Raw genomic sequence first — 17,631 nt, 5'->3', positions numbered from 1 at the left:
TACTAATGGAACCCCTTATGAAACCCAATGCTTCTTTGCTAAAAAAAATGACGATCAGTACGTTGCTTATTGCTGCTGCCGCCGCTCCTATGTTGTCACAAGCTGATGTCACCTTATTGGTCGATGATCACATCAAAGTGACTGCCATCAATGGTCAAGAATTAGAACAGAGCATTTTTCAACCCTTATCTAAAGAATTTACGCTCCAGCCTGGTCGCCATGCTATTACCGCTAAATATGATCGTCTGTATGATCTGAGTCATGATGAGCATGATTATTTACGCTCAGGCAACGTAAGTGTCATCGCAGAAATGGCGGACAATCAAACGTATCGTCTGACGATGCCAAACCAGCCAGAAGATTATCAAGCGGCAAGAGAATATGCTAAGCAACCAACATTGGCGGTACAGCAAGGTAATACGGTGGTTGCAAGCCAACAAGGCATGGGCGGTAATCAAGGCGGCTTGCTGTCAGGTTTGGGCAAAGCATTAGGCGGCGTTTTTGGTGGAACGGATGATGCTGGGCAACAAAACCAACGAGTTATTGCGTCACTAGATCGTCCAATGGCGACCCCGCAAAACACTACTACTCCAGTCGCTGCTGTGAGACAAACGACAAGCATGGATACTTCAACCAATACGCTCGATCAGTTTATGCAACTTTGGCTACAAGCCACACCAGCTGAACGTGAAAAAATGCGTCAATGGGCACAGAAGTAAGGTAGAGTTTTTATCAGTCGTTTTTGATTGGTACTTTTTCATCAGCACTTTTTGAGAATAATTAAATCAAAAAAAAGCACCTATTTAGGTGCTTTTTTGTTTTAAGTAACATCTTTAAGTAATATCGTTTTTATTTTGGCCTACTAGTTATTAGCCTAAAAACGCGTTGTACATCCAAACATGCTTTTCTTGTTGCTGTACATACTCGTCTACTAAGTCAGCTGTACCTTGGTCATCTGCTTCTTGCGCGACCGCTGATACATTACGTTGCTCTTCGATCAAGGTTTGCAAACCAGTCACAATGCCTTTTACACAAGTGCTGCCATCTTTGACGTTTTTGTCTTCTTTGATGGTTGTATGCTGAGCAAAGTCACTATAAGCATGAAGCGGCGTACCACCTAGTGTCAAAATACGTTCTGCAATTTCATCAATCTGTAGTTGCAACTCGGTATACAATTCTTCAAATTTAGGATGTAGTGAAAAGAAGTGCTCGCCTTTCACATTCCAGTGGTAACCACGTACGTTGATGTAGAAGGTATGATAGCTTGATAACAAGCCATTGAGCTTAGTAATCACGCCGCTCATATCTGCTTTTTCTAGACCGATTTGGTTGGTATCATTATTAGTATTACTCATAGTATTATCCTTATAGTGTGAGTGTTGATATAAAAGAGCTTAAGAAGCATAAAAGTGTAGCAACTCGTATGCCGCATTACTATACTCGTTAATATATCTAAGCCTTTTAGACTTAAAAATTAACAATATAATACGGCAATACGAAATACGACAAATTTGATACGACGGTAATTTATCATGACCTGAACTTATAATTACCCGTATCAGTAAAGCCCTTTATGTCTCTTCTTTTGATGCTTGTTATAATAGCAAACTACTATTGATAAGTTAAATTCGTTAAATACAATAATGCGATTGGTTTTTTAGAACCATTTTCTTTTAAGCAGGCGGCTTTAAGTTTTCAGGATTTAATCCTTTAACAGCGACTACTTCTTGTAAATGCTGACGTACCGTATCAATCGGGAACTTTTGTGCTTTCAAACGTTTTGGTAAGATTTGGCTGCCTTGCTGACCTTTCATCTCAAACATCATAAAGATATAGTCATCTGTCTCATCCCAACTCTTAATGGCGCTCCACGGAATAACCGCTTGCTGGGTTGAGCTTGCTCGCATCTGCATACCGCGCATTTGATTGCTTTTGAACATATCAGGTTGCGCGACTGGCATTGCCATGACCAAACCGTGTTTTTGCACGCCAAGCTTCATCTGACGCATCTCATCTGGCATCTCTTGATCAGCCACCTGTTTTTCAAACTCTCTTTTGACATACCATTTAAAGCCAAGGGTGCGAACCAGCAGATAAATCACGGCCGCCACTATCATGAGCCAAAAGATAATGGTTGAATAGCCCGTCACAAAAACCAGTCCCGCAATCGCTAAGACGACAACCACTGCCATGATGATCCACTCTTTGGTTTTAATGCTTTTTAGACCAAAAGAGGGGCTAGCACTGGCAAACAGTTCGTACTGTGCTTGGTGAAATTCAGCCTCAGTGATGTTTAAGGCGACAGGTTGCAGCGTATAGGGGTACAAGGCCATAAAGGTTTCTCAAATACTTATATTAAAAGCGTTGGGGTTAAATCGCCAAATCACAGCAGCACTGCGATACTTGGCTAGAGATTGAAGAGCAGTATGCGCTTATCTTACCGAAAAGTGCTCCTAAATGAAACAGATAAGCCATTCTGATCGCCGATAGAGCGAACATTATTGCTATTAATAAGCGTAAGGAGGCAGATTGAGGACGAGGCCGACTAAAACGTGCTGTATCGTTATTACGGATTTGTTCTCAATCAAGAGCCTTGGGAGAAGACAGCTTATTTAGAAAACGCGCAAAATCTGACCAAAACATGGTCAAATCTGCTGGGTCTTGGTATGATAGCGGCTACCCTATGTTTTGATAAAAAATAGGGCAGTACGGCAAGATAATGATTGAATTAACAAGCTTAGTGGTAACGATAAGCTGATCAATGATTATCCCAACAATGTTTTAACTTTTTAATGTTTTAACTTCTTATTCACCTTCAGTGTGACAGGCAACTATTATGATTGATCCGAAACTCTTACGCGGCGATTTAAGCGATTTACAGCAACAACTGGCCACTCGTGGCTACACGCTTGATATGGAGTTTTGGCAATCGATTGAGTCCGAGCGTAAGTCTTTGCAAGTCAAGACCGAAGAGCTACAAGCGCAGCGTAATGCGGGTGCTAAGCAGGTCGGCGCGCTAAAAAAATCCGGTGAAGATGCGACCGAACTGCTCAATGAGATGCAAAAGGTGAGCGGTGATATTAAGACCGCCGAAGACGATCTGCGCACCTTACAAGAGCGACTCACGCAAGCGGCGTTACAGATTCCCAATATTCCAGCAGCCGATGTACCCGTTGGTGAGTCAGAAGATGACAACGTAGAAGTCCGCAAATGGGGTACACCGCGCACGTTTGATTTTGAGATCAAAGACCACACGCATATTGGCGAGACGCTTAACATGCTCGACTTTGAAGCAGCAGCGAAACTGACAGGCAGTCGTTTTAGTGTGCTTCGAGGACAGTTGGCGCAAATGCATCGCGCCTTGATTCAGTTTATGTTGAATACGCATACTATCAAATACGGCTATACCGAGACTTATGTGCCTTATATTGTCAATTCAGAAAGCTTAAAAGGCACAGGGCAACTGCCAAAGTTTGAAGATGATTTGTTTAAATTAACCAATCACACCAATAATGATGAGATGGATTTTTATCTCATTCCAACGGCTGAAGTGCCGATGACCAACTTGGTACGCGGCGAGCGTTTAGATATCAAGGAGCTGCCATTAAAATTCACCGCGCATACACCTTGTTTCCGCAGTGAAGCAGGCTCACACGGTCGTGATACGCGTGGTCTGATACGTCAGCATCAGTTTGAAAAGGTGGAAATGGTCAATATTGGTACGTCTGAGCAGTCCGATGACTTGCTAGAAGCCATGACTGATCAAGCTGAATATGTGCTACAGCAGCTCGAATTACCGTACCGTGTGGTGCAACTATGTACAGGCGATATGGGCTTTGCAGCGCAAAAGACCTATGACATCGAAGTATGGTTGCCAAGCCAAGACACGTATCGTGAAATCTCTAGTTGCTCTAACTGTGGTGATTTCCAAGCGCGACGTATGGGCACGCGCGTGAAGGATGGCAAACAAACCAGTCTGGCGCACACACTGAATGGTTCAGGTCTAGCGGTCGGGCGTACGCTGCTTGCTGTTATGGAAAATCATCAAAATGCTGATGGTAGCATTACCGTTCCAGAAGTGCTGCGTCCGTTTATGGGCGGTGTTGAGCGTATATCAGCGTAATAAATATCTTTATAGTAAACACTGCGAGTCGCCAAGGTTAAAGGTTACTCGCAGTTTGCTATTTACCCTTTATGATTGTTCATTGTTTAGCAGAATTGATATGAGTGATTGTTAAATACAAACAGTCTTATCATCGCATTTTTGCCTTGATTCATAGCAAATATGTTAATATTGGACTTTGATTTTTTAGCCTATCTACTGAGGACGCCCGCCGCGTTTTTGATGGATTATCCTCTGAGCAAACCCTCCTCTTATCCTCCATACCTCTTATTCGAATATTAGGACATGCTATGCCAACCCCAATTAACGAACGTAAATTAGCCAATGCCATCCGTGTACTGTCGTTTGACGCGGTTCAAAAAGCCAACTCCGGACATCCGGGTGCGCCGATGGGTATGGCTGATATTGCCGAAGTTTTATGGCGCAAGTTTTTGAAGCACAATCCTGCTGATCCGCAGTGGCACAACCGTGATCGCTTTGTTTTGTCAAATGGCCATGGCTCGATGCTGATCTACTCCTTGCTACATTTATCAGGTTATGACGTTAGTGTTGATGATCTAAAAGGCTTTCGCCAATTGCATTCGAAAACCCCCGGTCATCCTGAGCTTGGTTATACCCCAGGTGTTGAAACCACCACTGGGCCATTAGGACAGGGCATTGCCAATGCGGTCGGTTTTGCGATTGCAGAGAAGACACTCGCGGCGCAGTTCAATCGCGACGGTCATAATATCGTTGACCATCATACTTACGCGTTCTTAGGCGATGGTTGTTTGATGGAAGGTATCAGTCATGAAGTTTGTTCACTGGCGGGTACGTTGGGTCTTGGCAAGCTAGTATTCTTCTATGATGACAACGGCATCTCAATCGATGGTAATGTCGAAGGTTGGTTTACAGATGATACGCAAGCGCGCTTTGAGTCATATGGCTGGCAAGTCATCAAAGTCGATGGTCATGATACTGATGCCATCACGCAAGCAACTGAGCAAGCCATTGCAGAGACGACTAAGCCAAGTCTAATTATTTGCAAAACCACGATTGGTGCTGGTAGCCCAAACAAGCAAGGTCTAGCGGCAAGCCATGGTGCGCCACTCGGTGATGACGAAATCATATTGACTCGTGATGCCTTAGCTTGGACGCATGCGCCATTTGACTTAGATGATGAAATCTATGAAGCGTGGGATGCCAAACCAAAAGGCGATGTACAGCAGAAGAACTGGGAAGCCGATTTTGAAGCTTATAAAAAAGCGTATCCAGAGCTTGCAGAGGAATTATTGCGTCGCCTAAATGGCGAGTTGCCAGCGGATTTTGCCAGCCAAGCGCAAGCGTATATTCAGCAAACGCAAGAAGCGGGTGGTGATGTTGCCAGTCGTAAAGCCAGTCAAAACGCCATCAATAGCTTGCAGCCATTACTGCCAGAATTGTTGGGCGGTTCAGCGGATCTAGCAGGTTCAAACCTCACGCTATTTAAAGGCGCTAAAGGCATTGAGAAAGACGCTGATGGCAACTATATCTATTACGGCGTACGTGAGTTCGGTATGACCGCGATTGCTAATGGTATCGCATTGCACGGCGGCTTTATCCCTTATGTTGCAACGTTCCTCATGTTTATGGAATACGCGCGTAACGCTGTGCGTATGGGCGCATTGATGAAGCAGCGCGTCATCCATGTCTATACCCATGACTCTATCGGTCTGGGTGAAGATGGCCCAACGCATCAGCCCGTTGAGCAATTGACGAGCCTACGTACCACGCCAAACCTACGTACATGGCGTCCATGTGATGCGACCGAATCTGCTAGTGCTTGGGTTGAAGCAATCAAATCAGAAAGCAACCCATCAGCATTGATCTTTAGCCGTCAAAGCTTGCCACATCAAGCGCGTGACAGTGAGCAAGTCGCAAACATCACTAAAGGTGGTTATGTACTAGCGAAAGAACAGGGCGAGCTACAAGCAATCATCATCGCGACCGGTTCAGAAGTCGGTCTTGCGATGGAAGCACACGAGACACTAAGCCAAAATGGTGTTGGCGTCCGTGTGGTGTCTATGCCGTGTGCAGAGATTTTCATAGAGCAAGAGGCCAGCTACCGTGAAGCGGTATTACCAGCGAATATCCGTGCTCGCGTCGCAGTAGAAGCCGCGCATGTAGACTACTGGTATAAGTTTGTCGGTCTAGATGGCAAAGTCATCGGCATGACCACTTATGGTGAGTCAGCGCCAGCAGATGAGCTGTATAAAGAGTTTGGTATCACGACTGATGCTGTGGTTGAAGCAGTAAATAGTTTGGTGTAATAAACCTGACTTAGTTAGTGTTTAAAAAAGCGCCACTAGAGAAATCTGGTGGCTTTTTTTATGTGCATAGTATTAGTTTCGGAGCTAATCCTGCTTTGCGCTACTATCTACCCGTTTGAGTGAGGCGATGGCTAAGGTTTGGCGTGTCTTTTGCTCCGCGTAGCCTCGTCAAAACCAAGTACTCGCAACTCACTCAATCATGCAAGATAACCGCTGCAATCAGGGCTAAAAAACGTCTTAGAGCGACCATTAATATCTTAATCAAATTTAGTTGTAATATGAAATGTAGTGTAAGATTTGCATATAGGCATTATAAATAATAATAAAATGAATATTTTATATTGGAGGAAAAACTGATGTTAGTTAAGCCTAATTGGGACGTTTTTAAAGCTAAATTCTATAATAATCCTCAAGAATATTTTGAATGGTTTAGCTATTTACTATTCTGTAGAGAGTTTGATTTAGATAAAGGTTGGCGTGGCTATAAAGATCAACCTGCGGTTGAAAAAGAACCTATTGAAATGGGTGAAGAAATTATAAGCTTTCAAGCTAAATTCTACCAAGCTGAGTTGAGCAAGAAAAAGGCAGAACTAGTTAAAATGCTTGAAGATGCTAGGCGTCATTACCCTCAATTAACTAAAATAATATTTTATACTAACCAAGCATGGACTTTGAATTATCCTGAAAAAGTCAAAACTGTTACCCAAACTGAAAAAGATATTGAAGCTTTAGCGTCAAGTTTAAACATAGAGATTGACTGGCGTACTAATGAATCCTTTTTTCACTCACCTTTTGTATGTGTAACTAATAATGATTTAGCTAGATATTTTTTTGATGATAACGATTACAAAGGTTGGAAACGATTTGGTGACTGGTCAAGTAAAAGTACTGACATAGAAGCAGAGTATTATATAGATGAAGATGTCCAAATAATCTCACCTAATCATAATAAACTAGAGTCAGTAACTGTAATTGAGGGTTTAAATGCAATTAGAGAAAAATTAGCTCAATCAAAGGCATCTATCCGTTTGGTAGGTTTATCTGGTGTTGGTAAGACTCGCTTTGCTCAAGCTTTATTTGATAAGCGGATAGGTGAGAATGCACTCGATATTAGAAACGTCTGGTATTGTGATTTAGGTGATTTGCCTGACCCAGTTCCTCAGCACTTTATTGAGCATATGATCGAAGAAGATAAGACTACTCTTGTTATTGTAGATAACTGTGGACAAGATTTACATTCATCTCTAACTAAGACTATACGGCAAAGCGAGAAAATATCACTGCTAACAATCGAGTATGATGTGAACGATGGCTTGCCCGAAGAAACCAGCGTTTATAGAATGCAACCAACAACAATAGATCTAATAAAAAAGGTCATTGAGAGACACTATACTGAACTAGAAGGTATTAATATAAGTAAAATTGCCGACTTTTCAGGAGGTAATTACCGATTGGCGTTAGCGATTGCTTCAAATATTGATAAGTCGGATAATTTATCTATTTTGACAGATGATGAATTATTCAAAAGGTTGTTTTATCAAAAGGGAGAGCTCAACGAAGAAGCACAAAATATCGGACAGATATTTTCATTAGTTTTCTCATTTAATGTTGAAGATAGCAATGAAACAGCGTCGGAGATAAATATCCTATCAAAGCTAGCAGACGTCACACCAAGAAAAGCTTACCGATTAATAGAAAAACTACATGGCAAAGATATTGTTCAAAAACGTGGTGATTTCCGAGCTATATTACCTCATGCTTTAGCTAATAATTTAGCAAGGCAAGCAATATCAGGCGTTTCAAACGCAGAGCTTAACCAGTTATTAACAGATACACCCGAAAGGCTCCAAACATCGTTTCTAAAACGCCTCAGTTATTTACATGATAATGATAAAGTCAAAAGTCTTGTCAGAGGCTGGCTAGTACCCGAGGGTTACTTTGGTATGAAAATATTAGATGAGCAATTAACAGAAGCAGACTTAAGGAATATCTCTTTACTTACTTCAATATGCCCAGATGAATTACTCGATGTATTAAAGTTAAGGCATGAGAAAGGCAGTAGTTTTCTGTCAACTTCAAATCCAAATAATTACAGTCTAGCTAATCTACTGCGTAATTTAGCTTATTTTGATAAGAATTTTGAAAAAGCTTTCTGGCTGTTATTTGAAATTGTAAAAACTGATAAAAATCATGACTCTAAAGATAATTCACTGAAAGATTTATTTAGTTCTATGTTTCATTATCATCTATCTCAGACGGAAGCATCTTTTGCTACTAAAAAACGAGTGATTGAGCAGTTGTTTAATAATGAGAATTATCATAAACATGTATTAGATATTATCGATAATGGATTAAGCTCAGACAACCGTACAATATTTATTTATGGTGATGAGAATGGTCTGATTCAAACTTATAGCTATAGGGCAACCTATAACGAAATTTGGAATTGGTTTGATTTCTTATTAGAGAAACTGAATGATTTAGATAGTGATTACACTGATGAATGCCGTAAGATTTTCTCAAGTAATCTCAAGAGGATAATTTGGTTAAGTGGAAGAACAGATGATGTAATCAAACATCTAAGAAGTTTTCACGATAGACAACCATTCATATCAGCACTATTAGAAATTAAAAAAATCATTAAATACAATAGCAAAGAACTTAAAGATGTACCAATTATTCTAGATGAGCTACAAGCTATCGAAGGTTATCTAGAACCCAAAAAATCTGATATACAGTCTCTTATAACAACTTATATTTTTTCATCAGACTCCCATCTTTTCAGAAGTAATGTACATCATAACGATGAGTTGGGGTTGTCTTTATCCGGTTTTGCTAATATCGAAGATCTAGTTGAATTTATTAGACAAAATTTATCTATCGAAATAGTGAGAGAAAATCTAAATGAGTTTTTGACTTCAAGTAATCATTATGTGCGCAATATTGGAAATTCTGTAGCTAGTACATATTCAAACATTGATGATTTTATCTCTGACTTACAAGCCATACCATATGCAGAACAGCCACTATACAATAGGTTCTTTCTATCAGGGGTATCTAAGGCACTAATAGAAACTGATTGGATTAGTTATACTAAACTTATAAATTACCTTATATCAGTTCCATCGTTTCATATTATTACACCTAGGGTAATGGCAGAAGTAAGTACGAAGAAAGAACACTTTGAATTTATTATTGATAAGATTACTCAATATTCAGAAGTTGATTTTGATTATCTAGGTGATCAGCTAGCTTTTCAAAAACTACATCAATATATTACGCCTGAACTATTTGAATTTGTTCTAGACGAAATGATTCGCTTAAATGAATATAATATAGTGCTTGAAGCATTATTGTTCGATAGCAGGCAAAATAAGATAATTGCTGACAAATATATTGATAAAATTTTAGAGCTTCTACCCAAAGCATTAAACTCTAAAGTTTATTATGATTATAGTCATGCAATACGATTCCTGTTATCACATTCTGAGGCTACGAGAGAAAGTATCTTTATCACAGTTGAAGAAGCTATTAGAGATATGGATTACCTTATCAGTCTGAGTAGTAGTCCTGTGGGAAGGGTTATAGAAGACATGATTGAAGGTAGTACAAGAGAGTCTTTAAATTTTATATATGGCAACGAACTATTTAAACATGTTCTTAATTTTAGAGAATTTAGAGAGATTTTCTCCAAGGTTGATGAGGCTGAGGTTCTTAAGTGGATAGGTGATGACCAAGAGAAAATAGATTTCTGGTTTGCCAACTCTAGGTTTTACAAAAATAATAATGAAAAGAGTATCGAATGGTCAGATACTTTGCATAAATTGTTATCAAAAAGCAATGATTCTCAAACTCATCTGTCAGTTATTATGGCACCTTTTTTTGAAATGTATAGCTGTAGCGGTAGGCCTTCAAGAGCACTAGCTAAAAGGTTACCCTTTTTTGAAAGTCTTAAGGAGTATCTTATAAAACACGATAAGGTTGATCTTTTACCAACAGTCGAACACAAAAAGTTAGAGTTTCAAAGATTTATAGAACAGGCTCAACAAGAAGAAGCTAAAGATTTAAGGGAGCAGCAAGGCTTTGAGTGGTAAATAAATGGTCAGTTAAACTTTTCTCAGTCTCTGAGTTTTACATAATTTGATAAAAAAAAGGTAACCTTAAGTGTCCCTAAAATCCAGCTTTAAAGGTTTCCTCGGTGAAACCGTTATCAACGTCGCCATGTGGCTCAAGCTGGACAAAGAGGTCTACCATCGCCTAAACAATGTGACCTTGCCATTAGCCAATGGTGGCAGTACGCAAATCGATCACGTCATCGTCTCTGTATACGGCATCTTTGTCATCGAAACCAAAAACTATAAAGGCTGGATATACGGAAAGGAAACGCAAAAGCAGTGGACACAATCCTTCCCGAATGGGAAAAAATTCAAATTTCAAAACCCATTACATCAGAACTATTTACATATCAAAACGCTATCTGATCTATTAGACTTGGAGATGAGCTACTTTCACTCAATGATTGCTTTTATCGGTGAGTGCGAGCTAAAAACCCGTGATGAGCTACCTGAGCATGTATTGACGAGTGGCATGGCATCTTATGTGAAGAAAAAGCAGGACAAGATACTGACGGAAGACGAGGTCACATCCATTGTTGAACAAATTGAAAGTAATCGATTTACTAAGTCGTGGCGTACCAACAGACAGCACAAAGTCTATCTAAAAGACAAGCATAGCAGCCCAAGCAAGAATACAAGTGAGCCACCTAGTAGTGATGCTAAAAGTCAGTCGGTTGCTAACATTACTGATAGTCCTAAACCTGAGGCAATAGTAAAAGAAACCGCTAAGAGGACTACCCTAAAAAGCAGAGAAGTGCAGCGCTGGTCTGGTCAGACCGAGACTGAATCTGGCGATTTAACAATTGATGCTTTGAATACGCAGCAGATAGTCGCACCGCATACTAGTATGTTGCATGATATTGTGGATAAAGTATTTCTCACACCATTTGAGATTGTAGAGTCTGAGCCACAAGTGAAGAAATCTGCGACACTTGAGGCGACAGACCATGCAGCCAATCTTATCAACACACCAACTTGCCCAAAATGTAATGGTGATATGATCAAACGTGTTGCCAAAATAGGCGCGCGTCAAGGTCAGTCTTTTTATGGTTGTCGTCAGTTTCCTAAGTGTCGCGGCGTAGTCAATGTCAGCTAATAATAAACGTCAGCTTATAATAAATACCTTGTCATTTAATTATCTATTATCTACTTCCTAAAGAAAAATCATGCAAATCCCTCTAACCGATTAGAACAATCAATCAACCAATCTGCCACCGCTCTGACCCGAGCTGAGCGTCGAACATCTGGGTGCATGACCAAATAGAGCGGATACGATTGTGCCAATGGAATAGGTAGCGGTGTATCTGACTGCTCAAGTTGTAATGGCTCAGCCGCCGCGTAATTGTCCGCTGAGGAATGAGTTTCTAAGTCAGTTACGGTTTCTCTATTAATAGGATCTAGCGCTACTAGTTTTGGGTACTGACGAGCCAAAAAGTCAGGCAATAGCGCAAACCCTATTTTTTGACGAGTCGCATGACACGCCATATATAAGTCATTAGTGCTAAACGCAATCGTATAAGCATGTTGCTTTATGAGTGCCTGCGACCAAGTAAGCACTCTGGCGTTGGCTTGAAATTCTATCAGTTGCCATTGCTCAGGTACGGTGTCTTTTAGATAATCTTTATGCGCATAAAATCGGTAGGTTGAAGAGCCTAGTGTGCGAATAACCAAGTCTTCTTGGCTGGGACGGCGTGTGCGTATGGCGATATCGGCTTCTCGTTGATGTAAGTTGCTCATACTTACATCACCGCTTAATGATACCACTATATCTGGGAATTGCTGACGGCAGTCGGCGAGCGCAGGTATCAGCACCTCGTTCGCCCACACAGGCGGGGCAGATACTACAACGGTGCCTTGCAGCGCGTTTTGGTCGATTGCCATTCTCTGAAAAATAGCAATCTCATTTTTGACTGTCACCGCTTGATGATATAGGCGTTCGCCCTCGATAGTTAACGCATAGCGTTTGCCCAGCCGATCAAAAAGATTGACGCCCAATGTTTGCTCAAGATGGTCAATACGCCGAGCAACCGTACTGTGCTGTACATTCATTGCTTCAGCGCACGCGGTCAGGGTTTGTTTTTCTACCAAGCATACAAAGTAAGCCAAATCATCCCAATACATATTCGTTCTCTTATATGAATCGTCTTTTATAGCTGAGTTGCTCTAAAACGGATACAGTGCTACTGGAGTAAGTTTTTTGTAGCCTCTGTCACGCTTGCGAACAGCAAGCAAGAAAAATTTACCCAGTAGCACGTTGTTATTTACGTATCAATTTCTTTTTAAACTGACTATATCTTATCAAATTCTATTGTGCATATTTGCACAGTCGTCGGGTGGACGTCACATATTTATTTCTCATGCGTTTCATTAGACTGTACATAACTCGCAGGCCATTAAAAGCACCGCGATTTATTTCATTCACTATATTGAGAAAATTTATGCAAACAAAATCAAATACCCAAACGCTTGATCAATTTGTCACTCATGTCTTCACAGGTGAGTACGAGCAAGCCATGACGCTATGTGATACAGACGTCAAATTTGTGGTCTTTCGAGAAGAGAGAGACAGCCAAGTACCGATTTATGGCGCTCACATTGGTAAAGCAAAAGGCAGTGCGTTTTTTAAGAATCTAGCTCAAATGTTTGAATTTGGCACCTTTGAGATGGAAGACTCTATTGCAAGCGACAATTATATTGTCAGATTTGGCGAATTGGCTCACACAGTTAAGCGTACGGGAGAGGTATTCAATAGCCTTTGGACGATGATTGTACGCTTCGATGAGGCGGGCAAGATTTGCTTATATCGTATGCACGAAGACACCGCAGCGTTAGAAGCGGCGATGCAGATCACAAGATAGAGGTTAACAAAACTCAAAACCGCCATGACGGCGGTTTTTTTGATCTATTAAATACTTTACCCGTGAATTTCTTCTAAACGCAAACAAGCCACCAATCGGCCATCCCATTCGCGAAGCTGCGGCTCTATTTCGCTACATTGCGGCTTAGCATAAGGACAGCGTTTGTGAAGGGCGCAACCGCTCGGTGGGTTCAGCGGGCTTGGCAGCTCACCTTGCAATGTCAGATCATTTTTTTGACCATTCACCGTGGGTGCAGCCGCCAATAGCGCCATGGTATAAGGGTGTTTTGGCGCGTTGTAAATTTCTTCTTTGGGCCCGTGTTCGACCGCTTGACCTAAGTACATTACCATTACGTCATCCGCGACATGGCGCACGACCGACAAGTTATGCGAGATAAAGACATATGCAGTGTGGTACTCGTCTTGCAAATCCATAAACAGGTTCAATACTTGCGCCTGAATCGACACATCGAGCGCGGAGGTCGGCTCGTCAGCGACAACAATTTTTGGATTGAGCATCATGGCGCGGGCGAGGGCAATACGCTGGCGTTGACCACCCGAAAACATGTGCGGATAACGGCCCGCATGTTCGGGACGCAAACCCACATTCCTCATCATGTCGTTGATTTTGTCGCGCTTGTCTTCTTTTGACAATTTGGTATGAATGTCCAATGGCTCAGTCAATTGATAGCCGATGGTATGACGCGGGTTTAAGCTGCCATACGGGTTTTGAAAAACCATTTGAATCTCGGTACGCAAGTCTTTTAGCGCTTTTCTGCTATAGCCGGTGGTACCTTCATCGTTAATAAATAACTCACCATCACTCGGTTGTTCGATGAGCGTTAGCTGGCGGGCAAGGGTGGATTTGCCGCAGCCTGACTCACCAACGACCGCCAGTGTTTTGCCAGCGCGTAGCTCAAACGAGACACCGTTTAAGGCTTTGACATACGCTTTTGCTTTGCCCAACCCTTGTGAGACGGGGTAGTGCTTGCGTAGATTGTCTGCTTTTAAGACCACTTTATTACTCATACTTGGGACTCCAAAGTAGCAGGGTCAAAGGGAGAATTACCAGCAGGTATGCTTGGTAGATCGGTATGAATACAGCGCACCTTGCCATTGGGCGTATCTAAAATAGGCGGCGGTACTTCACATATCGGTTCTTTATAAGGACAGCGAGGCGATAGTAAGCAGCCGCTTGGACGATCATATTGACTGGGTACCACGCCCGGTAAGCTATGCAGTCTGTCCTGACCGATAGCCAGTTCAGGAATCGCCTGTAGCAATGCTTCGGTATAAGGATGCGCAGGGTTTTGAAAAATCTCTGGTACGGTACTGGTTTCAACCACTTGTCCGGCATACATGACGGCGACATCGCGTGAGTTTTGCGCGACCAAACCCAAGTCATGGGTGATAAGCACCATTGCCATTTGTTTTTCACGTTGCAAGCGACCGAGCAAATCCATAATTTGTGCTTGTACGGTGACATCAAGCGCCGTGGTCGGCTCATCGGCGATGAGAAGTTTTGGCTCGCAAGCGAGTGCCATCGCAATCATCACCCGCTGGCTCATACCGCCTGATAGCTGATGCGGATAAACCTTGAGTCGGTTTTTGGCATCGGGCATCTCGACCAGCTCTAACAGCTCTAATATGCGTGTACGTACCGCTGAGCCGCGTAAGCCAAGATGCTTGCGCAGTACTTCGCCCAATTGCATCTCAACGGTAAAGCTTGGATTGAGGCACGACATGGCGTTTTGAAAGATCATCGAGATATCTTTGCCAATAATGCCGCGGCGCTCTTTTGGGGGCATACCAAGCATGTCTTTGTTGTCAAACATCACGCGATTGGCACGGACGTTAGCATAGGGTGGCAACAGTCCCATCAACGCCATCATGGTGACGGACTTGCCTGAGCCGGATTCACCTACTATGGCGATGACCTCGCCTTGCGTCACTGTCAAAGACACATCATCGACCGCGCGAAAAGCGCGCGCCCCTTCGCCAAACGTGACCGAAAGATTTTCGATATCTAATAATAATGGCGCTTCTTTTACCAAGGAGCTGTTCATAGAAGTATGGGTATTGTTTAAAGGTTCAGTCATTTTAGGTTACCTGCTTTAATTTGGGGTCTAGCGCATCGCGTAGGCCATCACCTGTCAGGTTGATCGATAAGGCCGCTAAAAAGATAGCGACACCCGGCCAAATAGCGAGCCAAACGTTACTTTGAATATATTGACGCGCCGTACCTAGCATCGCGCCCCATTCGGCATCCGGTGGTTGTACGCCAAATCCTAAGAAACCAATTGCACCCGCTTCTAATATGGCAGAGGAGAAAATCATGGTCGCCTGTACGATAAGCGGTGCCATACAGTTGGGCAAAATGGTCACAAACAATAGTCTGAGCACACCCGCGCCCATTACTTGTGACGCAACAAAGTACTCACGTTGTAGTTCAACCATCGCGGTTGCACGGGTCAAACGAATAAAAGGTGGCGTACAGACTAGGGCAATGGTGATGATGGTATTGGTCATCGATGGCCCTAAGATTGCTGCGATAATGATCGCCAATAATAAGCTGGGGTAGGACATCAAGATATCATTGACCAGCATGACGGCTTTGCCCCATACCTTTGGCCAAAACGCTGCACTCAGACCTAAAGAGACGCCAACTAACATGGCAAGTGTTGTCGCGCTCAGACCAATAAACAAGGAATAACGCGCACCATACATGACGCGAGACAAGGTGTCGCGGCCCGCATCATCAGTCCCTAGCCAAAACATGGTATCACCGCCACTTAAAAAGGCCGGCGGCAGTTGTTCTTGACCAGTGAATAATTCATAAGGATCGTGAGGAGCAAGGGCAGGCGCGAGTATGGCAATAATAACCATCAAGGTTAATACAATAAATCCAAGTACCGCGCCTTTATTTCGGCAAAATGTCGATAAAAATAACTGCCAAGATGACGGCGGTGTGGCTGCCACAAGGTTGGCATCAGAGGGAAGAGTAGAAGACTTCATGAGCAGTTCCTATAGTGGCGAACGCGTTGAAAATGGCTAGAATCTTATTCCTAAAAAGGAGGTAGATTTTGCTAAAAACTCTAAACACCACTCAAGCGCTAATCGTCCCTATTTATAATATGAGTATTTATCAATGTTAGATTAAGAAGTATGGCGAATACGCGGATTGATTAGGCCATACAAAATATCAATAAATAAGCTAACCAAGATCAAGGCAGTGGCGACCAATAAAATACCGTTTTGTACGATTGGATAATCACGTGTGAAAAAGCCATCGAGTAGCCAGTTGCCAACGCCCGGCCAACTAAAGATGGTCTCAGTGATAATGGCACCAGCGAGCAAAGTCGCCATCTGTAAGCCAACCACGGTCACAACGGTAATCAATGCATTACGCATCACGTGTATCAAAATCACTCGGCGCGGCGATAAACCCTTGGCGCGAGCCGTACGCACATAGTCTTCATCCAACACTTCCAGCATGGCAGAGCGCGTCATACGCGCAATCATGGCGAGTGGAATGGTGGATAAAGCAATGGACGGCAAGATAAAGTGTTTGACCACATCCCAAAATGCGCCCGGTTCGCCTGAGGTCAGCGAGCCTAGCAGCCATGAGCCGTATAAGGGTTTTACATCTAAAAACTGAGCAACAGAGATCACGCCAGCGACAGGCAATAGGCCAAGATAATGGGCAAACACACCAGTTAGAATAGGCCCCAATAGGTAAATGGGCATAGAGTAGCCAGCTAGGGCGCCTGACATCAGCGTGTAATCAATCCAAGTACCGCGGCGCAGGGCGGCAAAAATACCCAAACTGACACCCACGACACTCGCAATAATAATCGCGCATAGTGCCAACTCTAAGGTTGGGACAAAATGGGCAAAAAAGTCTTGTAAAACGGGGGCGCGTGTTCGAAAGGACGCGCCAAAATCGCCCGTTAATATACCGGACAAGTAGTCCCAGTATTGGACGACAAGGGGTTTATCCAACCCAAGTCTTTCTAAGGCGCGAGCATGTAGCTCTGGATCGACCATACGTTCACCCATCATAATCTCGACGGCATCGCCAGGGACGAGACGGATCAGAGTAAAAGTTGAGAGGGTTAAGCCAAGGTAGACAGGAATGAGAATAGCAATTCGACGCAAAATATAAAGTAGCATAAGCCGCTCGACAGTTGTGGTTCGATGATTAGAGTGATAGCACTAAGGAGATGGTCCGCGACAAAGCATTTAACT

General features: G+C 42.7%; 13 protein-coding genes. 6 read left to right on the top strand and 7 right to left on the bottom strand.

Annotation, left to right across the window (positions count from 1 at the left end; translation table 11 throughout):
• Positions 1 to 17 precede the first annotated feature (17 nt).
• Complete coding sequence (locus AAJP47_RS01855) at positions 18 to 719, top strand: DUF2057 family protein (protein WP_346716204.1); 702 nt, start codon at positions 18 to 20, stop codon at positions 717 to 719.
• Between the two features lie 150 nt (positions 720 to 869).
• Here AAJP47_RS01855 and AAJP47_RS01850 read toward each other — a convergent pair whose 3' ends face one another.
• Together AAJP47_RS01850 and AAJP47_RS01845 are read right to left on the bottom strand one after the other, a co-directional pair.
• Positions 870 to 1,355, bottom strand: coding sequence for a Dps family protein (locus AAJP47_RS01850; protein ID WP_346716203.1), 486 nt, complete (start codon positions 1,353 to 1,355; stop codon positions 870 to 872).
• 318 nt (positions 1,356 to 1,673) lie between these two features.
• On the bottom strand, positions 1,674 to 2,333 hold the full coding sequence (locus AAJP47_RS01845) for a YcxB family protein (protein ID WP_346716202.1): 660 nt from the start codon (positions 2,331 to 2,333) through the stop codon (positions 1,674 to 1,676).
• 503 nt (positions 2,334 to 2,836) lie between these two features.
• Here AAJP47_RS01845 and serS point away from each other — a divergent pair.
• The 4 genes from serS to AAJP47_RS01825 all read left to right on the top strand — a co-directional run bounded on the left by serS (position 2,837) and on the right by AAJP47_RS01825 (position 11,622).
• A complete protein-coding gene (gene serS / locus AAJP47_RS01840) occupies positions 2,837 to 4,123 on the top strand; it encodes a serine--tRNA ligase (RefSeq protein WP_346716201.1) in 1,287 nt (428 codons plus the stop codon).
• A gap of 290 nt (positions 4,124 to 4,413) precedes the next feature.
• Positions 4,414 to 6,411 carry a transketolase gene (gene tkt, locus AAJP47_RS01835; protein WP_346716200.1) on the top strand — a complete coding sequence of 666 codons (1,998 nt, stop codon included), beginning with the start codon at positions 4,414 to 4,416 and terminating at the stop codon, positions 6,409 to 6,411.
• 356 nt (positions 6,412 to 6,767) lie between these two features.
• Entirely contained in the window at positions 6,768 to 10,505 is a 3,738-nt protein-coding gene (locus AAJP47_RS01830) for a hypothetical protein (RefSeq protein ID WP_346716199.1), read from the top strand.
• A 70-nt stretch (positions 10,506 to 10,575) separates the two neighbouring features.
• Positions 10,576 to 11,622, top strand: coding sequence for an NERD domain-containing protein (locus AAJP47_RS01825; RefSeq protein WP_346716198.1), 1,047 nt, complete (start codon positions 10,576 to 10,578; stop codon positions 11,620 to 11,622).
• Positions 11,623 to 11,690: 68 nt separating this feature from the next.
• Here the strand turns inward: AAJP47_RS01825 and AAJP47_RS01820 are convergent, their stop codons facing one another.
• Positions 11,691 to 12,647, bottom strand: a complete 957-nt coding sequence (locus tag AAJP47_RS01820; protein WP_346716197.1) for a LysR family transcriptional regulator — start codon at positions 12,645 to 12,647, stop codon at positions 11,691 to 11,693.
• A gap of 317 nt (positions 12,648 to 12,964) precedes the next feature.
• Here AAJP47_RS01820 and AAJP47_RS01815 point away from each other — a divergent pair, with 317 nt between their 5' ends.
• Positions 12,965 to 13,384: a nuclear transport factor 2 family protein gene (locus tag AAJP47_RS01815; RefSeq protein WP_346716196.1), complete on the top strand. Its 420-nt coding sequence runs from the start codon at positions 12,965 to 12,967 to the stop codon at positions 13,382 to 13,384.
• 56 nt (positions 13,385 to 13,440) lie between these two features.
• Here AAJP47_RS01815 and AAJP47_RS01810 read toward each other — a convergent pair whose 3' ends face one another.
• The 4 genes from AAJP47_RS01810 to AAJP47_RS01795 all read right to left on the bottom strand — a co-directional run bounded on the left by AAJP47_RS01810 (position 13,441) and on the right by AAJP47_RS01795 (position 17,556).
• Positions 13,441 to 14,412 carry a peptide ABC transporter ATP-binding protein gene (locus tag AAJP47_RS01810; RefSeq protein ID WP_346716195.1) on the bottom strand — a complete coding sequence of 324 codons (972 nt, stop codon included), beginning with the start codon at positions 14,410 to 14,412 and terminating at the stop codon, positions 13,441 to 13,443.
• Positions 14,409 to 15,482 carry an ABC transporter ATP-binding protein gene (locus AAJP47_RS01805; RefSeq protein WP_346716194.1) on the bottom strand — a complete coding sequence of 358 codons (1,074 nt, stop codon included), beginning with the start codon at positions 15,480 to 15,482 and terminating at the stop codon, positions 14,409 to 14,411. The genes AAJP47_RS01810 and AAJP47_RS01805 overlap by 4 nt, the downstream gene beginning before the upstream one ends.
• Before the next feature lies 1 nt (position 15,483).
• A complete protein-coding gene (locus AAJP47_RS01800; RefSeq protein WP_346716193.1) occupies positions 15,484 to 16,398 on the bottom strand; it encodes an ABC transporter permease in 915 nt (304 codons plus the stop codon).
• A 141-nt stretch (positions 16,399 to 16,539) separates the two neighbouring features.
• Entirely contained in the window at positions 16,540 to 17,556 is a 1,017-nt protein-coding gene (locus AAJP47_RS01795) for an ABC transporter permease (RefSeq protein WP_346716192.1), read from the bottom strand.
• Positions 17,557 to 17,631: the final 75 nt, after the last annotated feature.

Source organism: Psychrobacter halotolerans (genome assembly GCF_039680845.1).
Lineage (GTDB): Bacteria > Pseudomonadota > Gammaproteobacteria > Pseudomonadales > Moraxellaceae > Psychrobacter.
The sequence above is the reverse complement of the archived record's forward strand: the minus strand, read 5'-3'. Positions and strand labels throughout refer to the sequence as shown.

What these genes read in the sequence shown, in the direction of transcription:
- AAJP47_RS01855 (WP_346716204.1), top strand. Translation starts at nt 18, where the DNA reads ATGAAACCCAATGCTTCTTTGCTAAAAAAAATGACGATCAGTACGTTG.
- AAJP47_RS01850 (WP_346716203.1), bottom strand. Translation starts at nt 1,355, where the DNA reads ATGAGTAATACTAATAATGATACCAACCAAATCGGTCTAGAAAAAGCA.
- AAJP47_RS01845 (WP_346716202.1), bottom strand. Translation starts at nt 2,333, where the DNA reads ATGGCCTTGTACCCCTATACGCTGCAACCTGTCGCCTTAAACATCACT.
- serS (WP_346716201.1), top strand. Translation starts at nt 2,837, where the DNA reads ATGATTGATCCGAAACTCTTACGCGGCGATTTAAGCGATTTACAGCAA.
- tkt (WP_346716200.1), top strand. Translation starts at nt 4,414, where the DNA reads ATGCCAACCCCAATTAACGAACGTAAATTAGCCAATGCCATCCGTGTA.
- AAJP47_RS01830 (WP_346716199.1), top strand. Translation starts at nt 6,768, where the DNA reads ATGTTAGTTAAGCCTAATTGGGACGTTTTTAAAGCTAAATTCTATAAT.
- AAJP47_RS01820 (WP_346716197.1), bottom strand. Translation starts at nt 12,647, where the DNA reads ATGTATTGGGATGATTTGGCTTACTTTGTATGCTTGGTAGAAAAACAA.
- AAJP47_RS01815 (WP_346716196.1), top strand. Translation starts at nt 12,965, where the DNA reads ATGCAAACAAAATCAAATACCCAAACGCTTGATCAATTTGTCACTCAT.
- AAJP47_RS01810 (WP_346716195.1), bottom strand. Translation starts at nt 14,412, where the DNA reads ATGAGTAATAAAGTGGTCTTAAAAGCAGACAATCTACGCAAGCACTAC.
- AAJP47_RS01805 (WP_346716194.1), bottom strand. Translation starts at nt 15,482, where the DNA reads ATGACTGAACCTTTAAACAATACCCATACTTCTATGAACAGCTCCTTG.
- AAJP47_RS01800 (WP_346716193.1), bottom strand. Translation starts at nt 16,398, where the DNA reads ATGAAGTCTTCTACTCTTCCCTCTGATGCCAACCTTGTGGCAGCCACA.
- AAJP47_RS01795 (WP_346716192.1), bottom strand. Translation starts at nt 17,556, where the DNA reads ATGCTACTTTATATTTTGCGTCGAATTGCTATTCTCATTCCTGTCTAC.